This window comes from Nocardioides sp. DN36 (assembly GCF_055380375.1).
In genome coordinates, this window is sequence record NZ_AP043823.1 from 4,040,945 (window position 1) to 4,055,638 (window position 14,694).

At 73.3% G+C, this 14,694-nt stretch carries 12 protein-coding genes; 9 read left to right on the forward strand and 3 right to left on the reverse strand.

The genetic code is table 11. The features are described 5' to 3' along the window. Nucleotide 1: 1 nt before the first annotated feature. The gene (locus ACZ43H_RS20365) at nucleotides 2-2,020 is read right to left on the reverse strand and encodes an FAD-dependent oxidoreductase (RefSeq protein ID WP_464585964.1); all 2,019 of its coding nucleotides are present in this window, start codon (nucleotides 2,018-2,020) and stop codon (nucleotides 2-4) included. Then, nucleotides 2,017-2,547 (reverse strand): PadR family transcriptional regulator, encoded by a 531-nt coding sequence (locus tag ACZ43H_RS20370; RefSeq protein ID WP_464585965.1) that lies wholly within the window; start codon nucleotides 2,545-2,547, stop codon nucleotides 2,017-2,019. The genes ACZ43H_RS20365 and ACZ43H_RS20370 overlap by 4 nt, the downstream gene beginning before the upstream one ends. A 111-nt stretch (nucleotides 2,548-2,658) precedes the next feature. Here ACZ43H_RS20370 and ACZ43H_RS20375 point away from each other — a divergent pair, with 111 nt between their 5' ends. From ACZ43H_RS20375 to ACZ43H_RS20400, 6 genes are all read left to right on the forward strand, one after another. After that, nucleotides 2,659-6,927 (forward strand): nSTAND1 domain-containing NTPase, encoded by a 4,269-nt coding sequence (locus ACZ43H_RS20375; protein WP_464585967.1) that lies wholly within the window; start codon nucleotides 2,659-2,661, stop codon nucleotides 6,925-6,927. 118 nt (nucleotides 6,928-7,045) lie between these two features. Further along, nucleotides 7,046-7,324, forward strand: coding sequence for a hypothetical protein (locus ACZ43H_RS20380; RefSeq protein ID WP_464585969.1), 279 nt, complete (start codon nucleotides 7,046-7,048; stop codon nucleotides 7,322-7,324). A 44-nt stretch (nucleotides 7,325-7,368) separates the two neighbouring features. After that, nucleotides 7,369-7,839, forward strand: a complete 471-nt coding sequence (locus ACZ43H_RS20385) for a DUF4396 domain-containing protein (protein WP_464585971.1) — start codon at nucleotides 7,369-7,371, stop codon at nucleotides 7,837-7,839. 17 nt (nucleotides 7,840-7,856) lie between these two features. Next, entirely contained in the window at nucleotides 7,857-8,726 is an 870-nt protein-coding gene (locus tag ACZ43H_RS20390; RefSeq protein ID WP_464585973.1) for an ABC transporter substrate-binding protein, read from the forward strand. Between the two features lie 2 nt (nucleotides 8,727-8,728). Next, complete coding sequence (locus tag ACZ43H_RS20395; RefSeq protein ID WP_464585975.1) at nucleotides 8,729-9,583, forward strand: amino acid ABC transporter permease; 855 nt, start codon at nucleotides 8,729-8,731, stop codon at nucleotides 9,581-9,583. Continuing rightward, nucleotides 9,580-10,320, forward strand: a complete 741-nt coding sequence (locus tag ACZ43H_RS20400) for an amino acid ABC transporter ATP-binding protein (RefSeq protein WP_464585977.1) — start codon at nucleotides 9,580-9,582, stop codon at nucleotides 10,318-10,320. The genes ACZ43H_RS20395 and ACZ43H_RS20400 overlap by 4 nt, the downstream gene beginning before the upstream one ends. 287 nt (nucleotides 10,321-10,607) lie before the next feature. Here the strand turns inward: ACZ43H_RS20400 and ACZ43H_RS20405 are convergent, their stop codons facing one another. Next, nucleotides 10,608-11,558 carry a hypothetical protein gene (locus ACZ43H_RS20405; protein ID WP_464585979.1) on the reverse strand — a complete coding sequence of 317 codons (951 nt, stop codon included), beginning with the start codon at nucleotides 11,556-11,558 and terminating at the stop codon, nucleotides 10,608-10,610. A 383-nt stretch (nucleotides 11,559-11,941) separates the two neighbouring features. Here ACZ43H_RS20405 and ACZ43H_RS20410 point away from each other — a divergent pair, with 383 nt between their 5' ends. From ACZ43H_RS20410 to ACZ43H_RS20420, 3 genes are read left to right on the forward strand one after another with little or no spacing between them, the layout of a single operon-like run. Beyond that, entirely contained in the window at nucleotides 11,942-13,099 is a 1,158-nt protein-coding gene (locus tag ACZ43H_RS20410; RefSeq protein ID WP_464585980.1) for a CaiB/BaiF CoA transferase family protein, read from the forward strand. A gap of 22 nt (nucleotides 13,100-13,121) precedes the next feature. Further along, nucleotides 13,122-13,853: a glutamine amidotransferase gene (locus ACZ43H_RS20415; RefSeq protein WP_464585982.1), complete on the forward strand. Its 732-nt coding sequence runs from the start codon at nucleotides 13,122-13,124 to the stop codon at nucleotides 13,851-13,853. A gap of 56 nt (nucleotides 13,854-13,909) precedes the next feature. After that, nucleotides 13,910-14,665: a hypothetical protein gene (locus ACZ43H_RS20420; RefSeq protein ID WP_464585984.1), complete on the forward strand. Its 756-nt coding sequence runs from the start codon at nucleotides 13,910-13,912 to the stop codon at nucleotides 14,663-14,665. The last annotated feature ends 29 nt before the right edge of the window (nucleotides 14,666-14,694 follow it).

Here is a 14,694-nt window from a genome sequence, read left to right on the forward strand (position 1 = left end):
CCTACAGCCCCGCCGCGACCCGGGTGCCCTGCTCGATCGCACGCTTGGCGTCGAGCTCGGCGGCCACATCGGCGCCGCCGATCAGGTGCACCGTGGGTCCGGCGGCGAGCAGCTGGTCGTACAGGTCCCGCACCGACTCCTGGCCCGCGCAGAGCACCACGTGGTCGACGTCGAGGACGTGCGCGACCCCGTCGACGGAGTAGTGCAGCCCCGCGTCGTCGACCCGGTCGTAGGTGACGCCGCTGACCTGCACGACGCCGGACTGCTTGAGCACCGCGCGGTGCGCCCAGCCCGACGTCTTGCCCAGGCCGATGCCGATCGGGGTGGTCTTGCGCTGCAGCAGGGTGACCTCGCGGACCGGCGTGCGCGGCTTGCGCTCGGTCAGGCCGCCGGGGTGCACGGCCGGGTCGCCGACGCCCCAGTGGGCCATCCAGTCGTCCTCGGTGTCGGCCGGGTCGTGGGTCAGGAAGTGGCTCACGTCGACCCCGATCCCGCCGGCGCCGATCACCGCCACGCGGCGACCGGGCACGACCGCGCCGCTGAGCACGTCGGCGTACGACACCACCTTCGGGTGGTCGATGCCTTCGAGGTCGGGCGTCCGGCCGACCACGCCGGTGGCGACGACGACCTCGTCGTACGCCGCCAGGTCGGCCGCGGTGGCCTTCGTGCCGAGCCGTACGTCGACCCCGAGGACCTCCAGCCGCCGGGTGAAGTAGCGCAGCGTCTCGGCGAACTCCTCCTTGCCGGGGACCTGCATCGCGAGGCGGAACTGGCCGCCCAGCGAGTCCGACTTCTCGAACAGCGTGACCGCGAAGCCGCGCTCCGCCGCCGACACCGCGGCCGAGAGGCCGGCCGGTCCGGCGCCGACGACCGCCACCGAGCCGGCGCGACGGGTGGGCCCCAGCCCGATCGGCTCGAGGACCAGCTCGGTCTCCCGGCAGGCGCGCGGGTTGACCAGGCAGGACGCCCGCTTGTTCTGGAACACGTGGTCGAGGCAGGCCTGGTTGCAGGCGATGCAGGTGTTGATCTCGTCGGCCCGGCCGGCGGCCGCCTTGGCCACGAGCTCGGGATCGGCCAGCAGCGGCCGCGCCATCGAGACCAGGTCGGCCTCGCCGGCGGCCAGGATCTCCTCGGCGAGCTCGGGGCCGTTGATCCGGTTCGACGCACAGACCGGCACGGACACCTCGGCCTTGAGCCGGGCCGTCGCCGAGCGCCAGGCGCCCCGCGGCACCTGCGTGATGATCGTCGGCACCCGCGCCTCGTGCCAGCCGATGCCGGTGTTGAGGACGGTGACGCCGGCCTCCTCGAGGCGGTGCGCGAGCTCGGTGACCTCGTCCCACGTCTGGCCACCCTCGACGAGGTCGAGCAGCGAGATCCGGTACATGATCGGGAACCCGTCACCGACCAGCTCGCGGGACCGCCGCACCACCTCGACCGGGAACCGCATCCGCTTCTCGGCCGAGCCGCCCCACGCGTCGGTCCGGTCGTTGGTGCGCGCCGCGAGGAACTGGTTGATCAGGTAGCCCTCCGAGCCCATGATCTCGACGGCGTCGTACCCCGCCTTGCGCGCCAGCGCCACCGACCGTGCGAAGTCGGAGGCCGTGCGGTCCACCGCCCTCGACGAGAGCGCCGAGGGTCGGAACGGCGTGATCGGCGACTTCTTCGCCGACGCCGAGACGCTCAGCGGGTGGTAGCCGTAGCGGCCGGCGTGCAGCACCTGCAGCGCGATGGCGCCGCCCTCGTCGTGCACGGCGTCGGTCGCGTCGCGGTGCCGCATCGCCTGCAGCCGCGTGGTCATCTCGGAGGCGAACGGCTTGAGCCAGCCGCGCCTGTTCGGCGCGTAGCCGCCGGTCACGATCAGGCCGACACCGCCGCGGGCCCGCTCGGCGAAGTACGCCGCCAGCGCCGGCAGGTCGCGCACCCGGTCCTCCAGGCCGGTGTGCATCGAGCCCATCACCACGCGGTTGCGCAGCGTCAGGTCGCCCAGCTCGATCGGGGAGAGCAGGTTCGGGTAGCTCACTGGTGTGCCTCCAGGTACTCGGTGATCCAGGCGATCCAGAACTCCTCCAGGCGGATGCCGCCGCGCAGGACGAGGTACTGGTCGAGGTCGTGGCCGGTCAGGGACTCGGGGTGGGGGTGGTCGCGCCGCTCGAGCTGCTCGTAGTGGGCCAGTCGCGCGTGGTGCTCGGCGAGGTTGCCGCGCAGCACGTCGAGCACGGCGGTGCGGTCGCCGTACGACGCCCCGCGCATCTTCACGGCCAGCTCGCTGCGCAGCGGCTCCATCGGGGTCGGCTCGGCCAGCCAGTCGGCGAGGGCGCGCTCGCCGGCCGCGGAGACGGCGTACACCTTCTTGTCGGGCTTGCCGGTCTGGGCGACCTCGGTCACGCTGACCCAGCCGTCGGCGTCCATCCGGGCCAGCACGCGGTAGATCTGCTGGTGGGTGGCGTGCCAGAAGAACCCGATCGAGCGGCCGAACCGCTTCGCGAGATCCAGCCCGGACGCGGGCTGCTCGCGGAGCGCGACCAGCAACGCGTGTTCGAGGGCCATGGGGACAGCCTGCCCGACCTATGCAACGAAGTGCAATGGTGAGGTCCACCACGGCGGGCCATTCCGGGCGGGATCCGTTGACGCCCCGGGTCCCCGGCGGGACAGTCGAACATGGGCATCGCGGTGCTCGGTCCCCTCGAGGTCGACGGCGCCGCGCTCGGCGCGCGCGACCGGGTGGTGCTGGCCGCCCTCGCGGTGGCCCCGCGGCAGGCCCTGGGCGCCGAGCAGCTGGCGGACGCGTTGTGGGGCGAGACCGCGCCGCCGTCCTGGCGCAAGAACCTGCAGAGCTGCGTCGTCCGCCTGCGGCGGGTGCTGGGGCCCGACGCCATCGTGACGACGCCGCAGGGATACCGGCTGGCTGTGCCCCACGACGACGTCGACGCGGACGTCTTCGAACGGCTGGCGGCGCGCGGCCGGGAGCTGCTCGTCCTCGGCGAGGCCGAGCGGGCGGCGTACTCCCTCGCCCGGGCGCTCGCGCTGTGGCGCGGCCGGCCGTTCTCGGAGCTCGAGGAGTGGGAGCCGGGCCGCACCGAGGCTGGCCGGCTGGGGGAGCTGCGGCTCGGGGCGGAGGAGGACTGGCTCGACGCGTCGCTGCGCTCCGGGCACCATGCGGAGGTGCTGTCCCGCGCACAGGCGATGGTCCGGGACGCGCCGCTGCGCGAGCGACGCTGGCAGCTGCTCGCCCTCACGGAGTACCGCTGCGGCCACCAGGGCGAGGCCCTGGCCACGATCCAGGAGCTGCGCCGGATGCTCGCGCGAGAGCTCGGGCTCGACCCCGAGCCCGCGACCCTCGCGCTGGAGGAGGCTGTCCTGCGCCAGGACCCGTCGCTCGTCGTGGCGCCGGCACCCGCCGCGTCCGGCCACTCGCCCTACCTGGGGCTGAGCGCGTACGACGTCGCCGACGCGGAGGCCTTCTTCGGGCGGGACGGCGACCTCGCGGCCTGCCTGCAGCGGCTGCACGCGACCGGGGTGCTGGCGGTCGTCGGGCCCTCGGGCTGCGGGAAGTCCTCGCTGGTGCGCGCCGGCGTGGCGGCGGCCCTGCGCGCCGGCGGGCACCCCGTGGAGATCGTCACGCCCGGCTCGCGTCCCCTCGACTGCTGGCCGCCGGCGCAGCCGGAACCCCGCCCGACAGTGGTCGTGGTCGACCAGTGCGAGGAGGTCTTCACCGTCTGCCGCGACCCGGCCGTGCGCACCGCCTTCCTGGACCTCCTGGTGACCCACGCCGCGGCGGGGAGCGGGCCGCGGCTGGTCATCGCCCTGCGCGCGGACCGGATGGGCGACCTGGCCGGGCAGCCGGCGTTCGGGCGCCTCGTCGAGCGGGGCCTCCACCTGCTCGGTGCGATGGACGAGGAGGGACTCAGGGCCGCCATCGAGGGTCCGGCGCGCCAGGCCGGCCTGGTGCTGGAGCCGGGCCTGGTCGACCTGCTGCTCCGCGAGGTCGAGGGTGAGCCGGCGGCGCTGCCGCTGCTGTCCCACAGCCTCCGCGAGACGTGGCTGCGCCGGGAGGGCCGCTCGCTGACGGTCGCGGGCTACCGCGCCTCCGGGGGCATCCAGCAGGCGGTCGCCCGCACGGCCGAGGACGTCTACGAACGGCTCGACGAGCGCCAGCGCGGGATGCTGCGCGAGCTGGTGCAGCGGTTGGTGGCGCCGGGACCGGAGGGCCAGCCGGTCCTGTCCCGGGTGCCGCGGCGCCTGCTGGGCGGGGACCCGGCCCAGCTGGCGATCGTCGAGACGCTGGTCGACGCCCGCATCCTGACCAGCGACGAGGACTCCGTCGCGCTGACGCACGAGGCGATCGTGCGGGCCTGGCCGCGGCTGGGCAGGTGGCTCGACGAGGACCTCGAGGGTCGCCGGATCCTCCACCACCTGGCCGCGGCGGCGCAGGAGTGGGACCGGCTCGGGCGCCCGGTCAGCGAGCTCTACCGCGGCGCCCGGCTCCAGGGCGCCCTGGAGTGGCAGCGAAGCGCACGGCCCGACCTCGCCGCCTCCGAGGAGGAGTTCCTCGACGCCGGCCGGGAGCTGGCCGAGGCCGAGGAGCGGTCGGCCTCCCGGCGCGCCCACGAGCAGGCCACGATGATCCGCCGGCTGCGGGTCGTGCTGGCGGGAGCGGTGGGGCTGCTCCTGGTGGCGCTGGTGGCGACGGTGTTCGCGGTCCACCAGGGCAGGGTGGCCGACCGCAGCGCGTCAGCCGCCACCCTCGCGGGGACCGCGGCGGTGGCCCGCGCCGCCGGCGCCGCCTCCTTGGTCACCGACGACATCGACGAGTCGCTGCTGCTGGCCGTCGCCGGCGTCCGCCTCGACGACTCGGTCGCCAGTCGTCGCAGCCTGCAGGCGACGATCGCCCGTTTCCCGCAGCTGTGGTCGTCCACGCCGATGCCGGGGGAGGAGCAGGTGCTCGGGGTCGACGCCGCCGCGCGTGGCGGCCTGGTGGCGACCATGGACTACCTGCAGACCGTGCGGGTGTACGACGGCAGCACGGGCCGGCTCGTCGCCTCGCGCCAGGTGGGGCAACCCAGCGGCGTCGGGATCGAGCGGGACAAGCTCGTGGAGTTCGCGCCGGACGGACGGTCCCTGGCCGTGGTCGCCACCGGCGGCGGTGACCCGGCGGTGCTGCTGCTGGACGCGCGCACCCTGGTGCCGGTGACCAGGCTGGCGGCGCCGCGGGGACACGGCTGGGTCGGCACCGACCTGGCGTTCAGCGCGGACGGCAGCCACCTCGCCGCGTCGGTGCGCCGGGTGCAGGTCGTCCGCGAGGACCCGAGCACCGGCAGCGTCGCGCCTGTCGCCGCGGCGGCGTTGGTGTGGGACCTGCGGCACGGGGGACGGCCGGTGCGGGTGCGCCTGCGCGACCCCGAGTGGCAGTCGGTCGCCCTCAGCCCCGACGGCACCCGCCTCTACTCGACCGGGCCCCTCACGGTGCACGACCTCCGGGACGGTGGCCACCGGGTGCTCGACGACCGCGTCGTCGGTCCCCTCGAGATGGGCCGCGGTGGCCGGATGCTCGTGGCCATGGCCGGGAACGGTCCGGTCGTCGAGGACCTGCGCACGGGTGTGTCCACCCGGGTGGACACCGACCTGGACGTGGCCGACCTCCGCCTCAGCCGGGACGCCCGCACGCTGCTGCTCGTGCAGCGAGGCGACCGGAAGGCCGAGGTCTGGGGGCTCGACGGGACGAAGGTGGACGGGCCCCGGATGACCCTCGACCTCGACCGTGGCATGGCGCGGGCGGTGGACCTGGCTGCCGACGGGACCTACCTGTACTCGACCAGCGGGAGCACCGCCCTGCGCCGCTGGGACCTCACCGGGCGCCGCGAGCTGGTCCACCGGGCCCCCCTCCCGCTGCGTCGCGAGCAGGGCGCCTTCAGTGTCGTGTCCCCGGACGGGCGCCGCGAGATCTTCGCAGCGGACGGTCGTTACTCCTTCGGCTTCCGGGACCTGCGCACCGGGGAGGAGACGCGGCTGATCCCCTGGGGGGCCGGCTACCGGCACACCATCGGGGCCTGGCACCCCGACGGCCGTCACTACGCGAGCGCGGTGGGCGACCGGCTCTCGATCTGGGACATGCGTACGGCGAGGCTCACCGAGTCCGCCCGGCTGCCGGGCGACCGCGTCTCCGAGATCGACTTCACCCCGGACGGGACGAGGCTGGCCGTGGCCGAGGTGTCCGGCCGGGTCACCATGCTCTCGACCCGGACCTGGGAGCCGGTGGGCAGGCCGGTCGAGGTCGGCGACAAGGTCTCCTGGGTCCAGGCCGCGCCCGACGACCGGACCGCGGTCGTCCTCACCGGGGGTCCGGGCACCCAGCAGCTGCGCATCGCCCCGAGCCCGGGCTGGGCGGTGCTCGACCTCGAGTCCGGCACCGTCGCGTCGCGCGGCGACCTCGGCATGGCCCACGGCTCGTGGCTCGACGTCTCGCCCGACGGGAGGTACGCCGCGGTGGCCGGCGGCACGCTGGCCGAGCGGATCGACGCGACCGGAGCGGACGGCGTGCTGGCGGTCCTCGACCTGCGGGCCGGGCGGCTGGTGCGACCGCCGGTGATCGCCCACCAGGGGGCGGCCTTCCAGCTCGCGTACTCCCCGGACGGGACCCGGATCCTCACGACCGGGCTGGACGGGACCGTGGCGCTCTGGGACGCGGCCCGGGGCACCTCGCTGGGGCGGGTCGAGCTCGACGGCCGACCGTACGCCGCCGCCGCGTTCACCGACGGCGGGCACGAGGCGCGGATCGTGGAGTGGTGGTCCGGGCAGGTCTGGACCTGGCCGCTGGACACGGACGCCGCGCTGGCGCACGCCTGCCGGGCCGCCGGTCGCGACCTGACCCTCGAGGAGTGGCGGGACCACTTCGGGAGCCTGGCGTACCGGCGGGTCTGCGCCGCCTGACCGCCCTGACCTGCGCGAATACCCGGCGGATACCGGTCGTGCGGCCGTCCGGTACCGATCGGTGCCAGACCTGGGGCAGTCGCGGAGCAGCCGCTCCGCCTGTCGAAGGAACACCGTCATGAACCGCTACTCGCTCAGCTCCGACTCCCGCACCTGGTGGCTGCCGGCCGGTGCTGCCGGCCTGGCTGCCACCGGCATCCTGGCCGCATCGCTGGTCCTCGTCCCCTCCGGTGGCGCGAACGCCGACCTGAGGGCGCCGGAGATCGAGCCCGGCTACGCCCACATCCCGGCCGAGACCTGCCCGCCACCCCCCGACCCGAGGTACGTCGGTGGCCCCTGGGTCGCGCCCGACTCCCGGTGCGACTCGCTGCGCCACTGGTGGAGGTACGTCCGGTGACCGAGCCTTGACCACATACCCCCTAGGGGTATATGGTCAGGCGCATGAACAGCTCCTGGAAGATGGCCGCCACCGCGACGCTGCACTGCCTGACCGGTTGTGCGATCGGCGAGGTGCTCGGCATGGTCCTGGCCACCTGGTGGGGCTGGGGCAACCTCGCGAGCGTGGTGCTCTCGGTGGGACTCGCGTTCTTCTTCGGCTACCTGCTGACCTTCCGCGGCGTCCGCCGGGCCGGGCTCGACGTGCCGACCGCGGTGCGCACGGCGCTGGCCGCGGACACCATCTCGATCCTCACCATGGAGGTCGTCGACAACGGCTTCCTGGTGCTCTGGCCCGGGGCCATGGACGCGACCCTGGCCGACCTGCTCTTCTGGATCACCCTGGCGGCCTCGCTGGCCGTCGCGTTCGTCGTGACGGTGCCGGTCAACCACTTCATGATCGGACGGGGCAAGGGGCACGCCGTCGTGCACCAGATGCATGACAACCACGAGATGCATGACCACACGGGCCACTGAAACCGTACGATTTCGCCATGCGCCTGCGTGGATCCGTCGTCACCCTGCCCCTGATGCTGCCGGTTCTCGTGGCCGCGGCCGCCTGCGCCCCGCAGGACGAGAGCCCGTCCGCGTCGGACTCGGCGAGCGCCGGCTCGTGCGCGAAGGCCGACCTGCCCCTGCAGCAGGCCGGCACGCTCACGATCGGCACCGACTCCCCGGCGTACGACCCCTGGTTCAACGACAACGACCCGACCAACGGCAAGGGCTACGAATCGGCGGTGGCGTACGCCGTGGCCGACCAGCTCGGCTTCTCCAAGGACGAGGTCACCTGGGTCAAGGTGCCGTTCAACAGCTCCTACAAGCCCGGGCCGAAGGACTTCGACTTCGACATCAACCAGATCTCGATCACCCCCGCCCGGGCGAAGGTGGTCGACTTCTCCGACGGCTACTACTCGGCCGCGCAGGCCGTGATCGCGCTCAAGGGGACCGCGGGCGCCGAGGCCACCAGCCTCGACGACCTCAAGGGGCTGCGGCTCGGCGCCCAGACCGGCACCACCTCGCTCACCGCCATCCGTGACGTGATCCAGCCCGAGCAGGACCCGGCGGTCTTCGAGGACACCAATGCCGCCAAGCAGGCGCTGCAGAACGACCAGGTCGACGCGATCCTCGCGGACCTGCCGACCGCCTTCTACATCAGCGCCGTGGAGATCCCGGACAGCACCATCGTGGGCCAGTTCCAGCCCGAGACCGGGCAGCAGGAGGAGTTCGGCATGCTCTTCGAGAAGGGCAGCGGGCTGGTGCCCTGCGTGAACGAGGCGCTGGCGGCCCTGAAGGACGACGGCACCCTCGGCGACCTGGAGAAGAAGTGGCTCTCCGACGTCGTCGACGTGCCCACCCTCCAGTGAGCGTGTCCGCGCCGGCCTGGACCCCGAGTCCCCGCGAGCTCGAGCGCCGCCGGCTCCGGCAGCGGATGCGGCTGCGCTCGATCCTGGTCGCGACGGTCGCCCTGGTCGTCGTGTTCGTCGGGCTCGGGCTGCTGGTCGTCACCTCCCCGGGGTGGGACCGGGTGCGGGAGTCGTTCTTCAACGGCTACCACGCCAAGGCCTCGCTGCCCGAGATCCGCGACGCCTTCTGGCTCAACGTGAAGATGTTCCTGATCGCCGAGCCGCTGATCCTGGTGCTGGCCCTCGCCATCGCGCTGGCCCGCGGCGCCCGGTCGCCCTGGCTGGTCCCGCTGCGGGTGTCGGCGGTGGTCTACACCGACGTGATCCGCGGCATCCCGACCATCCTCCTGATCCTGCTGCTCGGCTTCGGCATGCCCGGCCTGCGGCTCCAGGGCGTGCCGAACAGCCCGTTCTTCTGGGCCACCACGGCGCTGGTGATCTCCTACAGCGCCTACGTCGCCGAGGTGTTCCGCTCCGGCATCGAGTCGATCCACCCCTCCCAGCTCGCCAGCGCGGAGGCGCTCGGGCTCGGCCGTGGGCAGACCATGCGGTTCGTGGTCGTCCCGCAGGCGGTGCGCCGCGTCGTACCTCCCCTGCTGAACGACTTCGTCTCGCTGCAGAAGGACACCGCGCTGGCGTCGACGCTGGGTGTGTTCGAGGCGGTCTTCGTGGCGCGCGACTACACGGCGTACAACTTCAACTACACGCCGTACGTCGTGGTCGCGGCGTTCTTCGTCGCGCTGACGATCCCGCTGGCCCGGTTCACCGACTGGCTGGGTCGGCGCTACGCCGAGCGCGAGCGGGCGGGGGCGCGATGAGCCCCTCGCTGCTCGAGGTCGCCGACCTGCGCAAGTCGTACGGCGAGCGGGTGGTGCTCGCCGACGTCGACCTGGTCGTGGAGCCGCACGACGTGGTCTGCCTGATCGGGTCGTCGGGCTCGGGCAAGTCCACGCTGCTGCGCTGCCTGAACCTGCTCGAGGACATCGACGACGGGGTGATCCGGTTCGAGGGCCGGGAGATCTCCGACCCGCGGATCGACCGGCGGGAGGTGCGCAGCCGGATGGGGATGGTCTTCCAGGCCTACAACCTCTTCCCGCACCTGACCGTGCTGGAGAACTGCACGCTCGCGCCGCGCCGGGTCCACGGCGTCTCGCGGGCCGAGGCGGAGACGCGGGTGCGGGCGCTGCTCGAGCAGTTCGGGCTCGCCGACCAGGCGGCCAAGCACCCCGACCGGCTCTCCGGCGGGCAGCAGCAGCGCGCCGCGCTGGTGCGCGCGCTGTGCACGTCGCCGACGCTGCTCCTCCTCGACGAGATCACCGCGGCGCTCGACCCCGAGCTGGTGGGGGAGGTGCTGACGATCGTGCGCGACCTCGCCGAGCAGGGCACCACCATGGTGCTGGCGACGCACGAGATGAGCTTCGCGCGCGAGGTGGCCACCCAGGTGTGCTTCCTGCACGAGGGGCGGATCCTCGAGCAGGGCCCGCCCGCGCAGCTGCTCACCGACCCGCGGGAGGCGCGGACGAGGCAGTTCCTGCGGCGGGTGCTGCCGGGCTGACGGCCCGGGCGGGGTTCGTGCGGGGGTTGGCGGTGAGTCAGCCACGGTTTCCTGGGTGCGAATGGTGGTCTGCTCACCGCCCGGTCGCGGGTGCGGGGGTTGGCGGTGAGTCAGCCACGGTTTCCTGGGTGCGAATGGTGGTCTGCTCACCGCCCGGTCGCGGGTGCGGGGGTTGGCGGTGAGTCAGCCACGGTTCCCCGCGTGCGAATGGTGGTCTGCTCACCGCCCGGTCGCGGGTGCGGGGGTTGGCGGTGAGTCAGCCACGGTTCTCTGGGTGCGAATGGTGGTCAGCTCACCGCCCGGCCGTTCTTGGGGCCGACGGCATCGGACACCTGGGCGAACAGGAGCCGCCACTTCTCGCCGAACACCGGCGGGGGTCCGTCGTACCCGTTGATCACGAGTGACCGGAAGACCTCGCCCACCGTGGTGCGGGCGTGGGCGAGCTTCTCGCGCGTGACCTGCACGTAGGTGACCTGGGCGGCGCGCATCAACGCGTAGCGGCCGAGGTCGGCGACGTACTGTTCCCGGTCCTCCTGGTGCTGCGCTCCTTCGTACTCGACCACGGTCCGCCAGCGCGGGTAGACCAGGTCGCCGATGACGGTCACGTCCTCACCCACCGGCACCGGCACGTTCACCTCGGGTGCGGGAAGGTCGGAGAACTCGAGTACCGCCCGCACCTCCGACTCCTTCAGGGAACGCGAGCGCGCGTCGAGGTGGTCGAGGACCCACACCGCCTCGTGTGCTCCGTCCCGCCAGAGGGCCGAGAGCGCCAGCGTTCGCAGCTCGTCGACGGTCATGTACCCGTGGTGCAGGAGCCAGTCCCCGACCTTGATCGCGTCGATCACCCGCGCTCGGGCGACGTAGGAGATGAACGCACCGGCGGGGGTCACGCCGACCTCGTCGGTCGGGGCGAGCTGCTTGGTGCGATGGAGGAAGACGCCGTCGATGGCGAGGTGATGGTCGCCCTCGACCACGAAGTGCAAGGGCCGCCGGGGCCCGAAGTCCAGCCCCAGCTGCTGCAGACGGCTGATGCCGGTCAGGTGCGCGGAAGACGGGAGAGCGAGCCGGGCGGCCTCGACCCAGTCGGCCTCCGTCATCTCGTGGTCGCGGTGGCGCCAGACCCCGTGATGGATCCGGACGAACCGGTTGCCGTCGAGCATCCGCGGCGTGACGCCGGCAGCACGTGCCTGCGGGCGGGTGAAAGGGCCGGCCCTCAAGGCCTCGGGAACAGATCTCATGCGCCGATGGCACCGGCCGGCGGAGACGGACGTCAGTGGCGTCGCGGACGGTTGTGGACGACCAGCTCCGCGAGACGAGATGTGCACGGGCGCTGGCCCGCCACGTCGGGCGGTGAGCAGGCCACCGATCTCCGGGCGTGAACGGTGTCCAGCTCACCGCCGGCGGCGGCGACCGGGTGTGGGCGGTGAGTCAGCCACGGTTTCCTGAGTGTGAATGGTGTCCAGCTCACCGCCGGCGGCGGCGACCGGGTGTGGGCGGTGAGTCAGCCACGGTTTCCTGAGTGTGAATGGTGTCCAGCTCACCGCCGGCGGCCGCGGCCCACGGTCGCGCCGATTCCCGGACGCACCCCCACCGTGACAGCACCAATGTCATGATCGCCCCCATGAGCTACGCACTCGGCCAGGGGACGGGCCCGCTCAGGGGCGTGAAGGTCGTCGAGATCGCCGGCATCGGCCCGGGGCCGCACGCCTGCATGATCCTCGCCGACCTGGGGGCGGACGTGATCCGGGTCGAGCGGCCGGGCGGGCAGTTCCTGGCGGGCGGTCCGCACAACCTGCTCAACCGGGGCCGGCCCAGCGTCGCCCTGGACCTCAAGCGGCCCGAGGCGATCGCCACGGTGCTCGAGCTGGTGAGGGACGCCGACCTGCTGGTCGAGGGGATGCGGCCCGGTGTCGCGGAGCGGCTCGGTCTCGGACCGGTGGACTGCCACGCCGTCAACCCGCGGCTGGTCTACGGCCGGATGACCGGGTGGGGCCAGGACGGTCCGCTGGCGCAGGCGGCAGGCCACGACATGAACTACATCTCGGTCGCCGGCGCCCTGCACGGCCTGGGCCAGGACAGGAGCCGGCCGCACTTCCCGACCAACCTCGTGGGCGACTTCGGCGGCGGCTCGACGTACCTCGTCATCGGCCTGCTCGCCGCCCTCCTCGAGGCGCGCGTCAGCGGCCAGGGGCAGGTGGTCGACGCGGCGATCGTGGACGGCACCGCCCACCTCAACGCGATGACCGCCGCCTTCCTCGCGGCCGGCACCTTCAAGGAGGAGCGGGCCGCCAACCTCCTCGACGGCGGCGCGCCGTACTACGACCTCTACGAGACCGCCGACGGCCGGCACATGTCCGTGGGCGCGCTCGAGCCGCAGTTCTACGACCTCTTCGTCGAGCTGCTCGGCATCAAGGACGACGCGCCCGACCGCTTCGACCCCGGGCGGACCGAGGAGCTCCGCGCCCTGATCGCCGCCCGGTTCCGCACCCGCACCCAGGCCGAGTGGGTCGCGCTGTTCGAGGGCACCGACGCCTGCGTCGCCGGCATCATCCCGATCAGCGAGGCCGCCGAGCACCCGCACCTGAAGGCGCGGGAGACGTACGTCGTCCGCGACGGGCTGCTCCAGCCGTCCCCTGCGCCGCGCTTCTCGCGCACCCGGGCCACGCTCACGACGCCTCCCACACGCGAGGCCGGCTGCGACACCCGGGCCGCTCTGACCGCATGGGGCGTCGAGGACGTCGACGGTCTCATCGAGCAGGGTGCCGCCGTCCAGGCCTGAGCCGACGGCCGACAATGGGACGGTGAAGCCGTTCCTCTTCCTCGGCACCCGCGCCGAGGACGACGTCGCCGACAACGAGTACGCCGCGGTGCTGGCGTGCGCGGGCCTCGACGAGCACGACGTACGACGGGTGCGGCTGGAGCGTGACGAGCTCGGCCGGGTGGAGCTCGACGACTGGTCCGGGATCGTGCTGGGCGGGGGACCGTTCAACATCAGCGACCCGCCGGAGGCCAAGTCCGCCACCCAGCACCGGGTCGAGGCCGAGCTCCGGGCCCTGGCCCTGCGGGTCGTCGAGGAGGACTTCCCCTTCCTCGGCGCCTGCTACGGCGTCGGCACCCTCGGCTCCCTGCGCGGCGGGCTGGTCGACCGGACCTACGGCGAGCCGATCGGCGCGGTGGAGATCGCCCTGACCGAGGCCGGCCGGCTGGACCCGCTGTTCGAGGGGCTGCCCGGCTCGTTCCCGGCCTACCTCGGGCACAAGGAGGCGGTGACCCGCCTGCCGGAGGACGCGGTCCTCCTCGCCTCCTCGGCCACCTGCCCCGTCCAGGCGTTCCGCCTGGGTGACAACGTCTACGCCACGCAGTTCCACCCCGAGCTCGACGTCGAGGGCCTCTGCCTGCGCATCGACGCCTACCGCCACCACGGGTACTTCGACCCGCCGCAGGCCGAGGAGCTGATGGCCCGGGCCCGCACCGCGGTGATCACCGAGCCGCCGCGGCTGATCGCCCGCTTCGTGGAGCGCCACGCCCGCTGACGCCCGGGGGCCCTTGGACCCTGACCCCGCCCTGGGAGCGGACGCAGGGTGGAGGGATGGATGACACCGAGGCTCCGGGGAACGTGGACGTCCAGCTCCTCGAGGCGATGCTGAACCTGACGAAGTACCACCGCGAGCACGAGAAGTTCTACGGGTCGTCGCCCCGGGAGTTCGCCGTGGTGCTCCAGCGGCACGCACGCAGCCTCCAGGCGCTCGCGGACACGTGGGCAGCAGCGTCACTGCCGGGGGCGCTTCCCCGTCGGCCGGCGCTGAGCCCCTACGAGGGCGTCGAGGAGCTCAACAGCGACGGCGCCCTGCAGCTCGACGGCGTGCTCTTCATGGAGGGTGGCGCCCCGCCGGCCGAGATCGCCCACCTGGTCCGCGACCTGCGCACCGCGGCGCAGGACCAGCGCGAGATCGGGGAGTGGCTGGCCACCGCGATGGGGGCGTCGTGGGACATCGCCTCGACCGTGCTCGGGGTCGCCGGCCTCGCCGACGTGCTGGGCGAGCGGCACCGGATCATCGCCAACGACTGGCAGGCGGCCGAGATGAGCGCGCTCGCGGGTCGGGTGCTCGCGCGGGCCGCCGACATCCTGGACCGCGTCGACTTCTCGGCCCCGGCGCTGCGCGCCGACCTCGCCGCGGGGAGGGTGTCGGTCGGGCTGCTGTACTCCGCCGCCGAGATGGTCGACCACGCGGCGGACCTGCTCAGCGACTCCGCGGAGCTGGTCCACGGCAACGAGCGCCGGTGGCGGGTGTTCCGGGAGCGGGTGGCCGCCGTGGTGGCGGCCCAACCGGGAGCACAGCGGTGAGCACAGCCGTGAGCCCAGCCGTGAGAACA